The 18,412-nt window shown below is 64.7% G+C and carries 17 protein-coding genes; 7 read left to right on the top strand and 10 right to left on the bottom strand.

All coding sequences use genetic code 11. The features are described from left to right. Positions 1-17 precede the first annotated feature (17 nt). The 5 genes from NKJ35_RS25850 to NKJ35_RS25830 all read left to right on the top strand — a co-directional run bounded on the left by NKJ35_RS25850 (position 18) and on the right by NKJ35_RS25830 (position 8,230). Positions 18-776, top strand: coding sequence for a nucleotidyltransferase family protein (locus tag NKJ35_RS25850; protein ID WP_352650199.1), 759 nt, complete (start codon positions 18-20; stop codon positions 774-776). Next, on the top strand, positions 773-3,910 hold the full coding sequence (gene addB / locus NKJ35_RS25845) for a double-strand break repair protein AddB (protein WP_352650197.1): 3,138 nt from the start codon (positions 773-775) through the stop codon (positions 3,908-3,910). Before NKJ35_RS25850 ends, addB begins: the two co-directional genes overlap by 4 nt. Beyond that, positions 3,907-7,419 (top strand): double-strand break repair helicase AddA, encoded by a 3,513-nt coding sequence (gene addA, locus NKJ35_RS25840; protein ID WP_352650195.1) that lies wholly within the window; start codon positions 3,907-3,909, stop codon positions 7,417-7,419. The genes addB and addA overlap by 4 nt, the downstream gene beginning before the upstream one ends. A gap of 73 nt (positions 7,420-7,492) precedes the next feature. Further along, positions 7,493-7,816: a thioredoxin gene (gene trxA / locus NKJ35_RS25835; protein WP_352650194.1), complete on the top strand. Its 324-nt coding sequence runs from the start codon at positions 7,493-7,495 to the stop codon at positions 7,814-7,816. Between the two features lie 132 nt (positions 7,817-7,948). Next, on the top strand, positions 7,949-8,230 hold the full coding sequence (locus NKJ35_RS25830; RefSeq protein ID WP_023718287.1) for a cupin domain-containing protein: 282 nt from the start codon (positions 7,949-7,951) through the stop codon (positions 8,228-8,230). Between the two features lie 48 nt (positions 8,231-8,278). Here NKJ35_RS25830 and NKJ35_RS25825 read toward each other — a convergent pair whose 3' ends face one another. From NKJ35_RS25825 to NKJ35_RS25800, 6 genes are all read right to left on the bottom strand, one after another. Continuing rightward, positions 8,279-8,698 carry a VOC family protein gene (locus NKJ35_RS25825; RefSeq protein ID WP_352650192.1) on the bottom strand — a complete coding sequence of 140 codons (420 nt, stop codon included), beginning with the start codon at positions 8,696-8,698 and terminating at the stop codon, positions 8,279-8,281. Between the two features lie 62 nt (positions 8,699-8,760). Further along, positions 8,761-10,086 carry a bifunctional folylpolyglutamate synthase/dihydrofolate synthase gene (locus NKJ35_RS25820; protein WP_352650190.1) on the bottom strand — a complete coding sequence of 442 codons (1,326 nt, stop codon included), beginning with the start codon at positions 10,084-10,086 and terminating at the stop codon, positions 8,761-8,763. Positions 10,087-10,148: 62 nt separating this feature from the next. Continuing rightward, positions 10,149-11,075 carry an acetyl-CoA carboxylase, carboxyltransferase subunit beta gene (gene accD / locus NKJ35_RS25815; protein ID WP_352650188.1) on the bottom strand — a complete coding sequence of 309 codons (927 nt, stop codon included), beginning with the start codon at positions 11,073-11,075 and terminating at the stop codon, positions 10,149-10,151. A gap of 37 nt (positions 11,076-11,112) precedes the next feature. Next, entirely contained in the window at positions 11,113-11,952 is an 840-nt protein-coding gene (gene trpA, locus NKJ35_RS25810; RefSeq protein ID WP_352650186.1) for a tryptophan synthase subunit alpha, read from the bottom strand. 2 nt (positions 11,953-11,954) lie between these two features. Beyond that, positions 11,955-13,205: a tryptophan synthase subunit beta gene (gene trpB, locus NKJ35_RS25805; protein WP_254815954.1), complete on the bottom strand. Its 1,251-nt coding sequence runs from the start codon at positions 13,203-13,205 to the stop codon at positions 11,955-11,957. Between the two features lie 33 nt (positions 13,206-13,238). Next, the gene (locus NKJ35_RS25800; RefSeq protein WP_352650220.1) at positions 13,239-13,898 is read right to left on the bottom strand and encodes a phosphoribosylanthranilate isomerase; all 660 of its coding nucleotides are present in this window, start codon (positions 13,896-13,898) and stop codon (positions 13,239-13,241) included. 164 nt (positions 13,899-14,062) lie between these two features. On the opposite strand from NKJ35_RS25800, the gene NKJ35_RS25795 reads away from it, so the two are divergent. After that, on the top strand, positions 14,063-14,281 hold the full coding sequence (locus NKJ35_RS25795) for a hypothetical protein (protein WP_254815955.1): 219 nt from the start codon (positions 14,063-14,065) through the stop codon (positions 14,279-14,281). A gap of 8 nt (positions 14,282-14,289) precedes the next feature. Here the strand turns inward: NKJ35_RS25795 and NKJ35_RS25790 are convergent, their stop codons facing one another. The 4 genes from NKJ35_RS25790 to NKJ35_RS25775 all read right to left on the bottom strand — a co-directional run bounded on the left by NKJ35_RS25790 (position 14,290) and on the right by NKJ35_RS25775 (position 17,653). Further along, positions 14,290-15,048: a M48 family metallopeptidase gene (locus NKJ35_RS25790; RefSeq protein ID WP_352650183.1), complete on the bottom strand. Its 759-nt coding sequence runs from the start codon at positions 15,046-15,048 to the stop codon at positions 14,290-14,292. A 97-nt stretch (positions 15,049-15,145) separates the two neighbouring features. Then, the gene (locus NKJ35_RS25785) at positions 15,146-15,622 is read right to left on the bottom strand and encodes a DUF2852 domain-containing protein (RefSeq protein WP_352650182.1); all 477 of its coding nucleotides are present in this window, start codon (positions 15,620-15,622) and stop codon (positions 15,146-15,148) included. A gap of 116 nt (positions 15,623-15,738) precedes the next feature. After that, complete coding sequence (locus NKJ35_RS25780; protein ID WP_352650180.1) at positions 15,739-16,881, bottom strand: benzoate/H(+) symporter BenE family transporter; 1,143 nt, start codon at positions 16,879-16,881, stop codon at positions 15,739-15,741. A gap of 4 nt (positions 16,882-16,885) precedes the next feature. Next, on the bottom strand, positions 16,886-17,653 hold the full coding sequence (locus tag NKJ35_RS25775) for an alpha/beta hydrolase (protein ID WP_352650178.1): 768 nt from the start codon (positions 17,651-17,653) through the stop codon (positions 16,886-16,888). 214 nt (positions 17,654-17,867) lie between these two features. Between NKJ35_RS25775 and infC the strand changes: the two genes are divergently transcribed. Continuing rightward, positions 17,868-18,404: a translation initiation factor IF-3 gene (gene infC / locus NKJ35_RS25770; protein WP_023677573.1), complete on the top strand. Its 537-nt coding sequence runs from the start codon at positions 17,868-17,870 to the stop codon at positions 18,402-18,404. Positions 18,405-18,412 lie beyond the last annotated feature (8 nt).

Here is an 18,412-nt window from a genome sequence, read left to right as displayed (position 1 = left end):
TGTCGGACGAGGGACCGATGCCAACGACCGCCATGGTGCTCGCCGCCGGGCTCGGCAAGCGCATGCGGCCGATCACCGACACCATGCCGAAGCCGCTGGTCAAGATCGCCGGCAAGACATTGCTCGACTGGGGGCTGGATTGCCTAGCCGAAGCCGGCGTCGCCAAGGCCGTCGTCAACGTCCACTACCTGCCGAAACAGATCGTGGACCATGTAGCCCGCCGCAATGCGCCGAGAATCGTCATTTCGGATGAGAGCAGCGGCTTGCTCGACTCTGCCGGCGGTATCGTCAAGGCATTGCCCTGGTTAGGGGCGCCCTTCTATGTGCTTAACGCGGACACCTTCTGGATCGACAGCGGCGTTTCCAATCTCAGGCGACTTGCTCTTGCATGGGAGGGCGCGACAAGGGACATTCTGCTAATGCTTGCGGATCTTCAGTCGGCAACCGGACATAGCGGCGGCACCGATTTCCTGATGGCGCCGGACGGCACCTTGCGGCGTGCGAACAACGATCCGGCCGGCCTGATCTATGCCGGCGCCGCAATCGTCCATCCGCGCATCTTCAAGGATGCGCCGGCCGGCCCGCTGTCGCTCAACGCCTATTTCGATGCGGCAATCGCCGCCGGCCGCCTGTTCGGCATGAAGATGCAGGGTCACTGGATCACAGTCGGCACACCTGACGCGATCCCGCGGGCGGAAGCAGCGGTCGCCGCCGCGCTTGCCGGCACGCCCAATGCTGTTGCTGAGGCACCCGGCGCTCTTACCGAGTTGAAATGAGCGGCTCCCGCCGCGTTTTCTCGATTCCGCCCGGAGCGCCGTTCCTGCCGACGCTGGCAGAGGCGCTGCTTGCAGGGCGCCTGGTTCCCGGCTTTGCCTATGATGGCGATCCGCTGATGCTGGCCGATCTCACCATCTATGTGCCGACGCGCCGTTCGGCGCGGGCGCTTCGCGGCGAATTCGTCGATGCTCTCTCGCGCTCGGGAAGCCGCTCGGCGATCCTGCCGGTCATCCGCCCGCTTGGCGAGTTCGACGAAGATGAAGCCCCCTTCGAGGCAGGAGCTTCGGCCGCCATCGACCTTGCGCCGCCGATCGCCGCGGTAGAGCGCCTGCTGCTGCTTGCGCCGCTGGTGCGAGCGTGGAAACGCCGCCTGCCGGCACATGTCGCGGCACTGTTCGACGAGGAGATCGTCATCCCGGCCTCCGCCGCCGACGCGCTCTGGCTGGCGCGCGACCTGGCGCGGCTGATGGACGAGATCGAGACCGAGGGCACGGATTGGGCGAGGCTCGCCGACCTTGTGACCGGCAATCTCGCAGGCTGGTGGCAGGTGACGCTCGATTTCCTGAGCATCGTGACCGAGAACTGGCCGAAGCTGCTCGAGGAACGCCATCGCTCCAATCCCGCCGCGCATCGCAATGCCCTGATAAGGCTGGAGGCAGCGCGGCTCAGGCGCAATCCGCCGGCCGGGCCGGTGATCGCCGCCGGCTCCACAGGATCGATCCCAGCCACGGCCGAGCTGCTTGCCGTGATCGCCGGTCTGCCCAATGGCGCCGTTGTGCTGCCTGGGCTCGACCGGACACTGGACGAGCCGTCCTTTGCCGCCATCAGTGCACTCGGTGCGCGCCCGGCCCTGCTTGGCCACCCGCAATACGGCCTGGCAAAGTTGATCGGCAAGATCGGCGTGCGGCGCGCCGACGTCGAGGACCTTGCTGTTGCGCCGCGGCCGCTTGCATTGCGCGCCGCACTCGTCGGCGAAGCGCTTCGCCCGGCGGAGACTACCGAGCTCTGGGCCGAGACGCGCGCCCGCTTTACGGCCGGTGATGTTGCCGAGGCCTTCGCTGACGTGACGCTTCTCGAAGCCGCCAGCGAACGCGATGAGGCCGTGGCGATCGCCGTCGCGCTCAAACAGGCCGTCGAACGGCCCGGCCAGCGCGCCGCGCTGGTCACCGGCGATCGCGCGCTGGCGCGGCGCGTCTCGGTCGAGCTGTTGCGCTTCGGCGTCGCCGCCGACGATTCCGGGGGCACGCCGCTCATCAACCCGCCCGCCGCCCCCCTGCGCAGGCTGGCGCTTCAGGCAGCCTTCCGGCCGGGCGACCCGGTCGCCTTGCTGTCGCTGCTCAAGCATCCGCTGCTTGGCCTCGGCCGAGAGCGGGCAAGCGTGCGCCATGCGGCCGAAATCGTCGAACTCGTGGCGCTGCGCGGTGGCACCGGGCGTCCGGACGTCGCGTCGCTGCCGCAGCTCTTCGGCACGCGGCTCCTCGAATTCGACGGCGGCGGCAATCGCCGCCCGCCTTTCTGGCGATCGCGCCTCTCGGTCAGGCGCATCGAACAGGCGCGCGAGCTGCTGATCCGGCTAGCGGCTGCGCTGGCGCCGCTGGTTGCTTTTCGCGGCGAGGAAAATGCCGATCTTGCCACGCTTGTGCGTGCCAGCGTCGTTGCGCTCGAAAGCCTCGGACGCGCCGCCGACGGCAGCCTGAGCGAACTCTATGCCGGCGATGCCGGCGAAAAGCTTGCCGAGCTCTTGCGCGGGCTGGTCGCGGCCTCGGTGTCGTTCTCCTTCGCGGCTGACGAATGGCCTGACGTGATGGAGGCGCTGATCGCGCCCGAGATGGTCAAGCCGGCGCAAGGCACCGACAGGAACATCGCCATCTGGGGTGTGCTGGAAGCGCGGCTTCAGGATGTCGACACGCTGGTCGTCGGCGGGCTCAACGAAGGCGTGTGGCCGCGCAAGCCGGAGAGCGACCGCTTCATGTCGCGGCTGATGAAGACCGGCATCGATCTTGAACCGCCGGAGCGGCGCATCGGCCTTGCCGCCCATGATTTCCAGATGGCCATGGGCGCCAAGAAATTGGTGCTGGCCCGCTCCGCCCGTTCCGGCGACGCACCGTCGGTGCCCTCGCGCTGGCTGCAGCGTATCCTTACCTTCGTCGGCGAGGACCATGCTACGGGACTTCGCCGGCGCGGCGATGAACTGCTTGCCTGGGCGCGTGTGCTCGATGCCGGCGAAAAGCAGGACTTTGCGCCGCGGCCGCAGCCGAAACCGCCGCTCACCGTACGGCCGCACCACTTCTCGGTCACGGAGATCGAAACGCTGCGTCGCGATCCTTATGCGGTCTATGCCAGAAGGATACTCGGCCTGATGCCGCTCGATCCGGTCATTCGCGATCCGGGCGCTGCCGAGCGTGGCACGCTGTTTCACGCAATTCTGCACCTCTTCTCAGCGAGGGTGGCCGACCCGCGCGCGCCGGAGGCGCTGGACGGGCTTATCGCCGCAGGCCGCTCCTGCTTTGCCGAGGCTGCGCTGCCCGCCGATGTCGAGGCGGTGTGGTGGCCACGCTTCGAAAAGCTTGCCGCCGGCATCATCGAATGGGAGCGCGGCCGGGCCGCAGCCGTGGCACGGCGGCACGCCGAGGAACGCGCCGAAAAGACCGGGGTCGGCCGATCCGGCGTAACCCTGTCCGGCTATGCCGATCGCATCGATCTGCTGGCTGGCGGAATGGCCGACATCCTCGACTACAAGACCGGCTCGTCGCCATCCAAAGCACAGGCGCACACGCTGCTCGCGCCGCAACTGGCGCTGGAGGGCGCGCTGCTCAGGCGCGGCGCTTTCAAGGAGCTTGGCGCATGCGAGCCGTCGCAACTGGCCTTCGTGCGGCTGAGGCCGAATGGTGAAGTGTTCGAGGAATCCATCCTCGAATACAACCGCAAGCCGCGAACCGCCGCCGATCTCGCCGAAGAAGCGTGGGCGCGGCTGGAAAAACTGCTGATCCACTACGCCGACCCCGCGACCGGCTATCTGTCGCGGGCGCTGCCGTTCCGCGAGGGCGAGACCGACGGCGACTATGACCATCTCGCCCGCGTGCTCGAATGGTCCGCCGGCGGCGACGCCGACGACGAGGGAGGGGAGGCATGAAAAAGGCCTACCCCATTCCAAGCGACACTGCCGCGAGCCAGGCAAGCGCGTCCGACCCGCGCAATTCCGCCTGGGTGTCGGCCAACGCCGGATCCGGCAAGACCCATGTACTCGCCCAGCGCGTTATCCGGCTTTTGCTGCGTGGCACCGATCCGTCCAAGATCCTGTGCCTGACCTATACGCGTGCCGCAGCCGCCAACATGTCGAACCGTGTGTTTTCCACCCTGTCGCAATGGACGACCTTGGGCGATGCCGAGCTCTCGACACGGATAGAGGCGCTGGACGGCCGCCAGCCCGACCGCGAAACCATGCGCCGGGCGCGGCGGTTGTTTGCGGAGGCGCTGGAAACACCGGGCGGGCTGAAGATCCAGACCATCCACGCCTTCTGCGAATCGGTGCTGCATCAGTTCCCGCTGGAAGCCAATATCCCGGCGCATTTCGAAATGCTCGATCCGCAAATGGAGGCTTCGCTGTTCGCCGCCGCCCGCCGCGACATGATTTCGGGCGGCGTTGCAGGCGATGCGGCGTTGGCCGAGGCCTTCGCCACCGTGCTTGAGCGCGGCGGCGAACATGGGCTCGACGCACTGCTGGCCGAGATCGTGCGCAAGCGCGATGGTTTGCGTGCGTTCATCGCCGCGGCCGGCGGCGATGGTTTTCAGGCGCTGTTCGACGAGTTTCAGTTCCGCGCCGGCCAGACGCCCGAAGGCATAGCCGCCTCCGTCTGGCCGCTGCCCGGCTTCCTGCCGGATTATCTCGTCACCTTTTCGCGGGCGGCCGAGGCCGCCGATGCGCGCGTGGTGCTGAACAATATGCTGCCATACGCCCGTCTCGCCTTCGCCGAGGAGCATCCGGTCCGTCGCCTGAATTTGCTCTCCAAGGCTTTCCTGAGGGCCGACGGCGAGCCTTACGATCCGGCAAAGACGTTCAAAAGGGCATTGCTGGACCGGTTGCCCGATCTTGCTGAACGATATCTGGCGGCGGTCGACGCCATTCTCGAAATCTCCGACCGGCTGGCCTTGTTCAGGATGCTGGAGGGCACGCGTGCGGCGCTGACCATCGCCGACTGGCTGATCGCCCGCTACGAGCAATTGAAGCGCGCCCGCGGCTTCCTCGACTTCAACGACCTGATCACCCGCACGGTCCATCTACTGGCGCGGCCCGACGCCGGCCCATGGGTGCAATACAAGCTCGACCAGGGCATCGACCACATCCTCCTCGACGAGGCGCAAGACACCAGTCCCGACCAGTGGGAGGTGGTCAAGCGGCTGGCGGAGGAGTTCTTTGCCGGACTCGGCGCACGCGACGCCGTCCACCGCACCATCTTTGCGGTCGGCGACGAAAAGCAGTCGATCTATTCCTTCCAGGGAGCCGCCCCGGACTCCTTTGCCGACAGCCGGATTTTGTTTGCCGGCAAAGTCAGATCCGCCGCCGCCGCCTTCGCCGATCTCAAGCTGACCTGGTCGTTTCGCTCGACCGACGACGTGCTTGCGGCGGTGGATCGTGTCTTTGCCGACCCGGACGTGCGGCGCGGCATCAGCCACGATCCCGATCCGCTCGACCACAAGGCGATCCGCAACGATGCGCCGGGCTATGTCGAGGTCTGGCCCTCGCTCGGCGCCGACGCCGTCGACGAACCGGACGACTGGACGCAAGCGGTGGATCACGCCCACGCACCGGCGGTGCGCGTTGCCGAAAAGGTTGCAGCGACCATTGCCGGCTGGATCGGCGGCGGCGAGGTCATCGAAGGGCGTGGCAAGAGACTCCGGCCCGGCGACGTGCTGGTGCTGGTGCGCAAGCGCGACCGCTTCGTTCATGCCCTGACACGGGCGTTGAAGCGCCGCGGCATCCCGGTGGCCGGCGCCGACCGGCTCAGCCTGCCTGGCCATATCGCGGTGAAGGACCTGATCGCACTCGGTCATTTTCTCGTCCAGCCCGAGGACGATCTGTCGCTGGCCGCCGTGCTGCGCAGCCCGATCTTCGATGTCTCGGAAGAGCAGCTTTTCGCGCTTGCTGCGGAGAGGCCGTCGGGCGTCTCGCTGATCGCCTCGCTGCGCCGGCATGCCGGCGAAAGCGTGGCGTTGGCCGCCGTCGTCAGCCGGCTCGACACATGGTCGAACGAGGCCGCATTCAAGCCGGTGTTCGAATTCTATGCTGCAGCTCTCGCCCGCGATGGCCTGCGCAAGAAGATGATCGCGCGGCTCGGGCCGGAGGCCGGCGACATCCTCGACGAATTCCTGAATTTCTGCCTGGCCGAGGAGCGGACCGGCCTGCCGGGACTGGAATCCTTCCTGTCGACGTTGGAAAACGCCGGCCCCGAGATCAAGCGCGAAATGGACCAGACCCGCGACGAGGTTCGCGTCATGACCGTGCATGCCGCCAAAGGCCTGGAGGCGCCGGTGGTATTCCTTGTCGATGGCGGCTCCGCGCCGTTCAGCGACCAACATCTGCCGAGATTGATGCCGTTCGAAGGCTCGGGCGACTGCTGGGAGGGCAAGGGTTATCTCTGGCGTTCAGCCAGCGATGTCGCCAATGGATTTTCACGCGCCGCATCGGCCCGCGCCCGAGAGCTCGCCGACGATGAATATCGCCGGCTGCTCTATGTCGGCATGACCCGCGCCGAGGATCGACTGATCGTCTGCGGCTACCATGGCAAGCGGGCGCCGAATACCGGCACCTGGCATTCGATCGTCAGCCGCGCACTGGTCGGTGCCGCGGAGAGCGAAGCACGCCGGCATCCCGCCACCGGCGAGACCGTGCATCGTTTCCAGGCGACGAAACTGTCGCCCATGCCACTGGCGTCAGTGGATGAGGCACGACAGGCTGAACGCTTTGCGCCATTGCCGGAAACCCTGTTCCAGCCTCTGCCGCCCTTCGAGGAATTGCCGCGGCCGCTCTCGCCGTCCGGCGCCTCGGTGCTGATCGACGAGGCGCGGCAAGCGGTGGCCGACACGCGTTCGCCGGTGCTGGATGCCGACGCCGAGCCCGGCTTTGCCGTCGTGCGCGGGCTGGCGCTGCACAAATTGCTGCAGATGCTGCCCGGCATCGACGAGGGAAAACGCCGGGATGCCGCCGAACGCTATCTGGCAGGAGCCGGCGCGGCATGGCCCGACGACGAGCGCGACAAGGCACTGGCTGGCGTTTTCAGAATTCTTGCTGACAGCCGCTTCGCGCCGCTGTTTGCGCCAGACTCGCGCGCTGAAATCGCCATCATGGGCAGCCTGGAGGTGAGCGGCAAACTGCGCTCGATTTCCGGCAAGATCGACCGGCTGACAGTAACGCCGGACAAGGTTTCGATCGTCGACTACAAGACCAATCGGCCAGCGCCAGCTACGCTCGCCGAAGTCCCGCAAGCCTATGTTCTGCAGCTCGCACTCTATCGCGCGCTGCTTCAGCCGCTCTATCCGGGACGCGAGGTCTCGGCGGCGCTGCTGTTCACCGAGGCGCCGCGGCTGATCGAGCTGCCGGCAGCGGCCATGGACGACGCGCTTGCTAGACTCACGGGAGCGTGACACAACACTTGCTTGAAGACGGACGCGATCACCACCACATTTGGTGCGACGAACAAATCGAAAGGATCTCAGCATGGCCACCGTCAAGGTCGACAAGAGCAATTTCCAGGCCGACGTGCTCAATGCCAAGGAGCCGGTCGTGGTCGATTTCTGGGCGGAATGGTGCGGCCCGTGCAAGATGATCGCCCCGGCGCTCGAGGACATCGCCATCGAACTCGGCAGCAAGATAAAGGTCGCCAAGCTCAACATAGACGAGAATCCTGAGCTGGCCGCGCAGTTCGGCGTGCGCTCGATCCCGACGCTGATGATCTTCAAGGGCGGCGAAGTCGCCGACATGAAGGTCGGTGCTGCGCCGAAAACGGCATTGTCGCATTGGATCAACGGCAGCCTCGCCTGATCCGATCAGAATTTTGCAGAAAAGCCCGGCCTCGCGCCGGGCTTTCTTTTGCTGGCGTCATTGGTGGGGCGCTCTGGCACTCGCGGCTTGCCGCCCGGTATTCTTCTCTTCTGAATACAAAGGAGAAGCGACATGACCGGATCCGCCAAGGCCACCGTCTTCATCGACAATGAGCGCGTCATCGTCACCGAATACCGCTTCGCTCCCGGTGACAACACCGGCTGGCACCGCCACGGCCACGACTATGTGATCGTGCCGCTGACCGACGGCAAGGTGAAGCTCCTGACCAAGGATGGCGAATCCTTCGCCGAGATGAAGAAGGGCGCGCCGTATTTCCGCAACGAGGGCGTCGAACATGACGTTATCAGCGCAAACGATGGCGAATTCGCCTTCATCGAGGTCGAACTGAAGTAGTCCACCAACCACCGGCTGCGCCGCTACAATTGTCCGGCGCGGCGCTATTCACCAATCCGCGATACGATCGCCGCCGACGAATTGTGCGCTTTTCTCAGTGTATTCGAACAGTTCGATCTTCACACCGTTGGGGTCGCGGATCCAAGCTTGGTAGGTGTCATCGCACGCGCGTTTCTTGGAAGTGACATCGACCCCCTTTGACCTCAGATGGGCGATCGCGGCGTCGATGTTTTCCACTTCGAGGCAGAAGTGGTTGATCTGGTTCAAGTCGCTATAGCTTGCGCCGTCTTTCTGGAACACCTCGACGTGGCTACGGCTGCCGCAATTGAGGTAGAAGCCGAAAATCTTCGCCTCGCGCAGGAAATTGAACTGAGTGTCCATGCCGAGAACGTCCCGATAGAAGCTTCGCGTCATCTCCAGGTCATTCGCGAAAATGCAAACGTGTGCGAGCTGCTTTACCTTGATCATGACTGGCTCCTCGCGGTGATCTGACAGGTGTGGCGCCATCGCGGCCCGGGCGAACGCACGCCTCAGGTTGGCGGCGTGCCGTTTTCGGCCAGTACCGCGCCGGCCAGGTAAAGCGATCCGCCGATCAGGATGCGCGGCGGCGGTCCGTCCCATGTGTCGCGCAGCAGCATCAGTGCGCTTACAACGGAACTAACCGGTTCGGCCGACAAGCCTGCCTCAATGGCGCGGGTCGCCAGTTCGTCGTTCGGCACGCCGGCGTCGCTCAGGCTCACCGGCACGGTGTAGACGTGCCGCACCAGCCCTTTGAAGGCCCGGAAATAGCCGCTCTGGTCCTTGGTGTTGATCATGCCCGAGATCAGGAACAGCGGCCGCGGGTTCTTTTCCTCCTGCTCGGCCAGCGCCTCAGCGACGACCACGCCGGCGCCGGGATTATGGCCGCCGTCGAGCCAGATGTCGGCGCCCTTCGGCGCCAGTTCGCTCAACCGGCCTTGCGGCAGCTTTTGCATGCGGCCCGGCCAGGCGACATTCGCCATCGCCTTCTCGGCAGCGCGGTGGCTGATCTCGAAGCCGGCCGCCTTGACCGCCGCGATCGCAGCCGCCGCGTTGGCGAATTGATGGCGCCCCGGCAGGCGCGGCGGCGGCAGATCCATCAATCCATCTTCGTCCTGATAGACCATGCGGCCGTTTTCCTCATAGGCAAGGAAATCCTGGCCATAGACGAAGGCGGGGCAGTCGAGCCGTTCGGCGGTTTCGATGAGCACCTGCTGGGCCGTCTCGCTTTCCTGCGCGCCGATGACGACCGGGCACCCGCGCTTGATGATGCCGGCCTTTTCGGCGGCGATCAGCTCGACGCGGTCGCCGAGATAGGCTTCGTGGTCGAGCGAGACCGGCATGATCACCGACACGGCCGGCTCGGCGATGACATTGGTGGCGTCGAAGCGGCCGCCAAGGCCGACCTCGAGGATGACGGCATCGGCCGGATGTTCGGAAAACAGCAGGAAGGTGACGGCGGTGAGGATTTCGAAGACGGTGATCTTCTGGCCTTGATTGGCCTCGGCGACCCGGGCGATGGCTTCGGCGAAGACCTTGTCGTCAACCAGCCTGCCGCCGCCATCGGCGGCCAGCCGGTAGCGCTCGTGCCAGTTCACTAAGTGTGGCGAAGTGTGGACGTGGACGCGGTAGTCGGCTGCTTCGAGCAGCGCCCGTGAAAAGGCGGCACAGGAGCCCTTGCCATTGGTGCCGGCGATGTGGATGACCGGCGGCAGCTGGTCCTGCGGATTGCCGAGGCGTTCGAGCAGCCGCGAAATGCGGTCGAGCGAAAGGTCGAAGCCCTTCGGATGAAGCGCCATCAGGCTCTCGATTTCGCGGTCGGCGGCAAGCGTGGTCATGGGAGAATCCTAGGCGCGTGCGCAACGGCACACAACAGCCGCTCGCGCCGCGTGATGTCGCGTCAGGCGTGCGGCCGGGCTTCGGCCGGAATCAACGACGGCGGCAGGATCTCCGGCTCCTGCGGTTTTTGCTCCTCCGGCAGCTTGAGCAGCATTCTCAGCAGCCGCGCAATCGTCTGGCGCATCTCCAGCCGTGACACCACCATGTCGACCATGCCGTGTTCCATCAGATATTCGGCGCGCTGGAAGCCTTCGGGCAGTTTTTCCCTGATCGTCTGCTCGATGACACGCGGTCCGGCAAAGCCGATCAGCGCGCCTGGTTCGGCAATGTGCACGTCGCCCAGCATGGCGTAGGAGGCGGTGACGCCACCGGTCGTCGGGTTGGTCAGGACGACGATGTAGGGCAGGCCGGCCTCCTTCAGCCTGTCGACGCCGACCGTGGTCCGCGGCAACTGCATCAGCGACAGGATGCCTTCCTGCATACGCGCGCCGCCGGAGGCCGCAAACAGGATCAGCGGCCGCTTGCGCTGCAAGGCGACCTCGAAACCATGCACGATGGCGTCACCGGCCGCCATGCCGAGCGAGCCGCCCATGAAGGCAAAATCCTGCACCGTCACCACCACCGGAACGCCTTCGACCGTGCCCAGCGCATTGATGATGGCGTCTTCCATGCCGGTCTTGGCCTTGGCATCCTTCAGCCGGTCTACGTAGCGCTTCTCGTCGCGGAACTTGAGCGGATCCTGAACGACCTTGGGGTTTTCCAGCGTCTCGTATTTGCCGTCGTCGAGGAAGAATTTCAGCCGTTCCTTAGCCGATATCTTCATATGGTGGCCGGAGGACGGGATGACGAACTGGTTCTGCTCCAGATCCTTATGGAACACCATTTCGCCGGTCTCGGGATCCTTGATCCACAAGTTTTCCGGCATGTCGGTGCGGCGGCCGAGCATCGAATTGATCTTCGGACGGACGTAATTGGTGATCCAGTTCATCGCTTCGGCTCCTGTCCCTTAAGAAGACGTAGGAAGATTATTCGGCGGCAGCAAGGCGAGCCGCGCGAACCCCTTGCGAAAGTCCGCTGACCAGCGTGGCGACGGCCTCGGCCGGATCGGCGGTCTTTTCGCCCTTCGGCCCGAGCACGTTGGCGACGGCATTGACAATCGCGGTGCCGACAACGACGCCATCGGCCGACGCGCCGATGATGCGCGCCTGCTCTGCTGTCTTGACGCCGAAGCCGACGCAGACCGGCAGGTCGGTATGGCTCTTGATGCGCTTGACAGCTGCCGCCACCTTGCCGGTGTCGGCCAGCGCCGAACCGGTGATACCGGTCATCGACACATAATAGACGAAGCCGGAGGTGTTCTGCAGCACCTTGGGCAGGCGCTTGTCGTCGGTGGTCGGCGTCGCCAGCCGGATGAAATTGACGCCGGCCTTGAGTGCCGGGATACAAAGTTCCTCATCCATCTCCGGCGGCAGGTCGACGACGATCAGCCCGTCTATGCCGCTGGCCAGCGCGTCGCTCAGGAAGCGCTCGACCCCGTAGATGTAGATCGGATTGTAATAGCCCATCAAGACGATCGGCGTTTCACTGTCGCCGGCGCGGAATTCCGAGGCCATCTTCAGTGTCTTGACCAGTGTCTGGCCGCCCTTCAGCGCCCGCAAGCCGGCCGCCTGGATCGCCGGGCCGTCGGCCATCGGATCGGAAAACGGCATGCCGAGCTCGATGATGTCGCTGCCGGCGCCGGGCAGCGCCTTCATGATCGAGAGCGACGTGTCGTAGTCAGGGTCGCCGCCCATGAAATAGGTTACGAGTGCCGGTCGGCCCTCGGCCTTCAGCTTTGCCATGCGGCGGTCGATACGGGTGGCCATGATCAGATCTCCATGCCCAGCATATTGGCCACCGTATGCACGTCTTTGTCGCCGCGGCCGGACAGGTTGACGATGACGATCTGGTCCTTGTCCATGTCAGGCACGATCTTCACCGCCTGTGCGATGGCATGGGCCGATTCAAGCGCAGGAATGATGCCCTCGACGCGTGTCGTCAACTGGAACGCCTCCAGCGCCTCGCTGTCGAGGATCGGCACGTAGTCGACGCGGCCGGAATCGCGCAGCCATGAGTGCTCCGGTCCGACGCCGGGATAGTCGAGGCCGGCCGAGATCGAGTGGCCGTCCATGATCTGACCGTCGGCGTTCTGCAGGAGGTAGGTACGGTTGCCATGCAGCACGCCGGGCGCGCCGGCACTCATCGAGGCGCAATGCTCGATGCCGTCGAGGCCGCGGCCTCCGGCTTCTACGCCGATGATGCGCACCCCACTGTCGTCGAGGAAGGGATGGAACAGGCCGATAGCGTTGGAACCGCCGCCGACGCAAGCGATGATGGTGTCAGGCAGCCGGCCTTCCTGCTCGAGGATCTGGGCGCGCGCCTCGGTGCCGATCACCGACTGGAAGTCGCGCACCAGCTCCGGATAGGGGTGCGGGCCGGCGGCGGTGCCGATCAGATAATAGGTATCCTCGACGTTGGTCACCCAGTCGCGCAGGGCCTCGTTCATGGCGTCCTTCAGCGTGCCGTGGCCGGCCGTCACCGGCCGCACCTCGGCGCCCAGAAGCTTCATGCGAAAGACGTTGGGGCTTTGCCGGGCGACGTCGGTCGCGCCCATATAGACGATACAAGGAAGCCCGAAGCGCGCCGCGACCGTGGCGGAAGCGACACCATGCTGGCCGGCACCGGTCTCTGCGATGATCCTCGTCTTGCCCATGCGCTTGGCGAGCAGGATCTGGCCGAGGCAGTTGTTGATCTTGTGCGAGCCGGTGTGGTTCAGGTCCTCGCGCTTGAAATAGACCTTCGCGCCGCCCCCGAGGCCCTTCGCCAAGGACACCTCACGAAGATGCCTGGTCAGGCCTTCGGCGAAATAGAGCTTCGACGGCCGCCCGGCGTAATGCGTCGAGAGATCGGTCAGTTCGGCCTTGAAATCCGGGTCATTCTTGACCTCGTTCCAGTGCCGCTCCAGTTCGAGGATCAGCGGCATCAGCGTTTCGGCAACGAAACGACCGCCAAAAATGCCGAACATGCCCTGCTCGTCGGGGCCGGTGCGGAAGGAATTCGGTATCGCCGGCTTGTCCATCGCCGATCTCCTGGTCTGAGGTTTGAAGCGTGGTCAGGCGGCGCGGTTGTCGCGTGCTGCCCCGACGGCGCGGAAAAATTGTTCGATCAGCGCCGGTTCCTTGACGCCCGGCGCGCTCTCCACGCCCGAGGAAACATCTATTCCGGGCGGGTTCGCCAGCCGAAAGGCGTCGCCGATATTGCCGGCATTGAGCCCACCGGAAAGCATGTAATCGACGCCGGCGTCAAGGCCAGCCAGAATGCGCCAGTCGAAGGCAAGACCGTTGCCGCCCGGCAATTCCGAACCCTTAGGCGGCTTGGCATCGAACAGGAAGCGGTCGGCAATGCCGATGAAGGGTTTGACCCGCGCGAGATCGGCAGCCTCGCTGACCGGCAGCGCCTTCATCACCGGCAAACCGTAGCGGGCCTTCACCTCTGCCACCCGCTCGGGGGGCTCGGCGCCGTGAAGCTGCAGCATGTCGGGCTGCATCTTTTCGACGATCTCGTCCAGGAACGCATCGCTGGCGTCGACCGTCACGGCAACCGCCTTAGCCTTGCCGCGCGCCGCTTCGCGCAGGCGGCCGGCTTCCGCCGGCTCGACATAGCGCGGGCTTTTGGCAAAGAAAATGAAGCCGACATGGCTGGCGCCGCCGGCCAATGCCGCAGCCAGTGCCTTGTCGGTCTTCAACCCGCATATCTTGATGTCGAGCGCCATGGCGCGGGATTGGCACGAAACGGCCAAAGAGTCGAGAAAAAGCATCCTGTTTGCCGCCAGCGTGGAACGCGCTACCTTGCTAATGTAAGAGCGGAACGCGCTACCTCGCTAATCTAAGAGCGCAACGCTACTTGCTCAGGCACAAAGGCGGGAGAACAAAGATCATGCCGGAAAAGACCGTCGCGGAACTCAGGCAAAAGCTGGCGCAGGCCCATGAGGTCATCGCTCATTTGATGGACAAGGCGGCTTTCAACGGCGCCGAGGCGCACCGGGCGCTGGCTTATTTCAGCAACGAGACCTTCGAGAAGGATTTTCTGCCCTGGCCCCGCCATGTCGATGAGGGGTTGCGGCCGGAGGAGTTGAACGCGGCGAATGACGATTGATCGGACAACTACTCGAACGCGATCGCCTGCAGCGCGCCGCCATTGCGCTTGAGCCAATCCTTGCAGCGCTCGGTATCCGGGCAGAGCTGCTCGCATAACTTCCAGAATTTGGGCCCGTGGTTCATCTCCTTGAGATGCGCCACCTCATGCGCGACGAGGTAGTTTATCACCGGCCGCGGCGCCATCATGATGCGCCAGGAAAACGACAGATTGCCGTCCGACGTGCAGGACCCCCAGCGGCTCGACGTATCCTTGAAGCGGATCGCCTTGGCCCGTTTGCCGATCGCCGCGCTGTGCTTGGTCACCAGCGCTTCGATCTCGCGCTTGGCTTCGCGCTTGAGGAAATCAGCGATGCGGCGCGGCAGATGCAGGCGCTCGCCATGCACGATCATCAGCGGCCCGCGCTCGTCGCGCGACAGCGTGACGGTGCCGCGTTTCGACGGTTCATGGACGATGCGATGCGGCACGCCGCGCACCGGTATCTTGATGCCGGGCCGCACCTGCGGCCGGTTGGGCACTTTGGCTAGCCTTTGCTCCAGCCAGTCCTGATGGCGGTCGAGGAATTTTTCCACCTCGCCGCGCCGCAGCCCCGGCGGCACGGTGATGCGCAAGCCGCGGCCGCCGGAATCGATGCGCAGTGTAAGGCGGCGGGCACGGTCGTTCTCGACGATCTTGAGCGGCAGCGTGCGGCCGGCAACGCAATGCTCGCGCTCCACGACGGGCGTGGGCTTGGGTTTCGTCGGGGTGCGAAAGAAGCCGAAGGACATTCCGGGACGATACGTGATTCGAGGGAAACGAATAGAACAAAAAAGAAACGGCGCCGCTGACGCGACGCCGTTGGATTATCTATCTGGGCACGGGACCTTACTCGTCAAGCAGGCCCGGCGTGGATTTGCCGCTGGGTTTGTTGTTCGTCGCCGACCCGGTCGTGGGCGACGTCGACTTGTTGCGGTTGGCCATGAAGCGGTCGAACTCTTCCTGGTCCTTGGCGCGGCGCAATTCGCGGGCATATTCGTCGAACTCGCTCAGCATCTCGTCGAGCTTGCGGCGTTCCTCGGCAAGCCGCTCGAGTTCCTTTTCGCGCCAGTCGTCGAACGCGACGTTGCCGGTGCGGGCGGAGCCATGACCCCAGCGCGCGGCCTTGTCGGAACCACGGCGGCAGCCGGCGAAGATGCCGTCGGTGGCGCGGTTGACGTCACGCTTGAAGCCGTCGAGCCGGTCGCCCCAGATGATGTAGGCGAGCATGGCCAAGCCGAGCGGCCAGAACACCATGAACCCGATCACCATCAACGCGATGGTCGCCGGCGTCCAGGCCGGACGGATCAATGCAGATGTGTTCATTTCTCCCAATCCTTCAGTTGGAGACAGCCAAATCCGGCTGCGTCGAATCGAAATGGGATGGAGAAAACGGCGATTCAAGACAGCGATCGCCAAAACCGGACAAGCGGCTGAAATGATTATCGCTTTTTAAGATTTTCGAGGAAAAGCACGACTAATCCGGCAATCAGCCCCCAGAACGCCGCGCCGACGCCGAACAGCGTCAGCCCCGATGCGGTGACGGCGAAGGTGACCGTGGCGGCCATCCGCTCGTCCTCGTCTTTCAAGGCGATCGACAATGCATTGGCGAGCGGCGCCATCAGCGCCAGGCCGGCGACCAGCGCGATCAGGCTCTGCGGCAATACGGCGAAGATCGCCACCAGCGAGGCGCCGAACAGGGCAAAGACGAGATAGGCCAACGCATAGAACGGCGCGGTCTTCCAGCGCTCGGCCGGATCGGGATGCACGTCGGGCCCGGTGCAGATCGCCGCCGAGATTGCCGCCAGATTGGTAGTCGAGGCGCCGAACGGCGCCGTCAGCAGCGAAAACAGGCCGGTGACGCCGATCAGCGGCCCGGGTTCGGGATGATAGCCGGCTGCCCTCAGCACGGCGAGGCCGGACAGGTTCTGCGAGGCCATGGTGACGAGGTAGAGCGGCAAGGCGAGGCCGATGATTGCAGTGGCGGTGAACCGCGGCATCACCAGCATCAAGCTCGAGAGTTCCGGTGCCGGCAGACCGCCGACCCGGCCGGTGAGGAAGGCGGCGAGACCGCCGCCGATCAGCACCAGCAGCACCGACAGCGCCGGGTTGAACAGGCGGATGACGAAGAACGCCGCAACCAGCGGCAGGATCAGCCAGGGGTCGACGGGAACGGTCTTCACCGCATTGATGGCGAAGGTGACGACGATGCCGGCCAGCATTCCGGATGCGACGGACGCCGGTATTCTGGCGATCAGCTTGGTCAAGGGCCTGAACAGGCCTGTGGCGATCAGCAGGACCGCGGTGACGACGAAGGCGCCAACCGCCTCACCCATCGAAAAGCCGGTCGACGCGGCGATCAGCGCCACGCCTGGCGTCGACCATGCGGTAATGACCGGCATTTTTGTGCGCCAGGACAGCCACAGGCTCTCGATCGCCATCGCCAGGCAAAGCGCCGTCACCCAGCTTGCGGTCTCGACCTGCGTTGCGCCGACCGCCTTGGCGGCGGCAATGACGATGGCCAGCGTACCGCCGAAGCCGACGATCGCCGCGACGAAGGCGGACACCGGAATGGAAATGCGCATGCCTCTATCCCGCCTGCCGCACCATAGCGTCCACCGCCCGCACCAGCATGTCGAGATCCTGCGGCCGCGACAGGCGGTGGTCGCCGTCGGGGATGAGCGACAGCGTGACGTCGTCGGCCGGCAGTAGGCTGACCAGCTTCAACGCATGGCTCGACGGCACGTCGGGATCGGCCAGGCCTTGCAGGATGTGGACCGGACAGTGCGTGTCGATCGGCCCGGTCATCACCCGGTTGTTGCGGCCGTCCTCGATCAGTCCGCGCGTGTAGATGTACGGTTCGGCGGAATAGTCCGACGGCTCTTCGAAAAAGCCCTTTTTCCTGAGGTCGCGCTTCTGCGCCCCGGTCAGCACCGGCTCCACCAGTTCGAACGTGAAATCGGGCGCCGGCGCCAGCAGCACAAGGCCGGCGACGCTGTTCTCTCCCGCCTTGCGCAACTCCTGCACCATGCGCAGCGCGATCCAGGCGCCCATCGACGAACCGACCAGGATTTGCCTGCCCTGGGTGAAACGGCGGAAAACCGCCAGGCTCTCGCGCAGCCATTTCGAGATGGTGCCGTCGGCAAAGGCACCACTCGATTCGCCGTGGCCGGAATAATCGTGGCGCAGGAAGGCGCGGCCTTCTTTGCGCGTCCATTCCGACAAGGTTTCGGCCTTGGTGCCCAGCATGTCGGATTTGTAGCCGCCAAGCCAGACGATGCCGGGCTCGGCACCTGCCGCATGCCTGACGGCGATGCTCGTCCCGTCGACGTCCAGGAAGATCGGGGTGGTGCTCATGGTGTATTCCCTCACGCCGGTCTTTTGGCACAAGCGGGGGTTCAACGAAAAGTGCTCTGCTACTTTCTTCGCTTGGTGCAGAGGAGCATTCATCGGGCAGGTGATTTCCTGAGAATGCTGTGCTATTGACTCCGACCGCGCGCTCACCACATTGCGCGTTCGCAATTCTGAACTGAAGAACCCCTTAACGAAACGGCTCAAGGAGACCACGACCATTCGCAGACCTTTCAAAGCAGCGGCGCCCACCAAGGAAGGCCCGCGCTCCAACCGTGACATCCGGGTTCCCCGGGTCCAGCTAATCGACGCCGAAGGCCAGAACCGCGGCGATGTCTCCATCAACGACGCATTGCTGCTCGCCGAAGAGGCTGGGCTCGACCTGGTCGAGATATCGCCCAATGCAGTGCCGCCCGTGGTAAAGATCCTCGATCTCGGCAAGCTGAAATACGCCAACCAGAAGAAGGCGGCCGAGGCGCGCAAGAACCAGAAGGTCATCGAGATCAAGGAGATCAAGATGCGCCCGAACATCGACAGCCACGACTACGAGACCAAGATGAAGGCTGTCCGGCGCTTTTTCGAGGAAGGCGACAAGGTCAAGCTGACATTGCGCTTCCGCGGTCGCGAGATGGCGCATATGGAACTCGGCATGCAGCTTCTGAACAAGGTTCGCGAGGAAGTGGCGCCCATCGCCAAGGTCGAAGCCGAACCGAAGCTCGAAGGCCGCCAGATGATGATGGTGCTGGCGCCCCGCTAAAGCGCGTT

Origin of the sequence: Mesorhizobium sp. M0136 (assembly GCF_040322515.1) — a bacterium.
In the GTDB taxonomy this organism is placed as follows: domain Bacteria; phylum Pseudomonadota; class Alphaproteobacteria; order Rhizobiales; family Rhizobiaceae; genus Mesorhizobium.
Note: the sequence above shows the minus strand (reverse complement) of the source record. Positions and strands in the feature narration are given on the sequence as shown.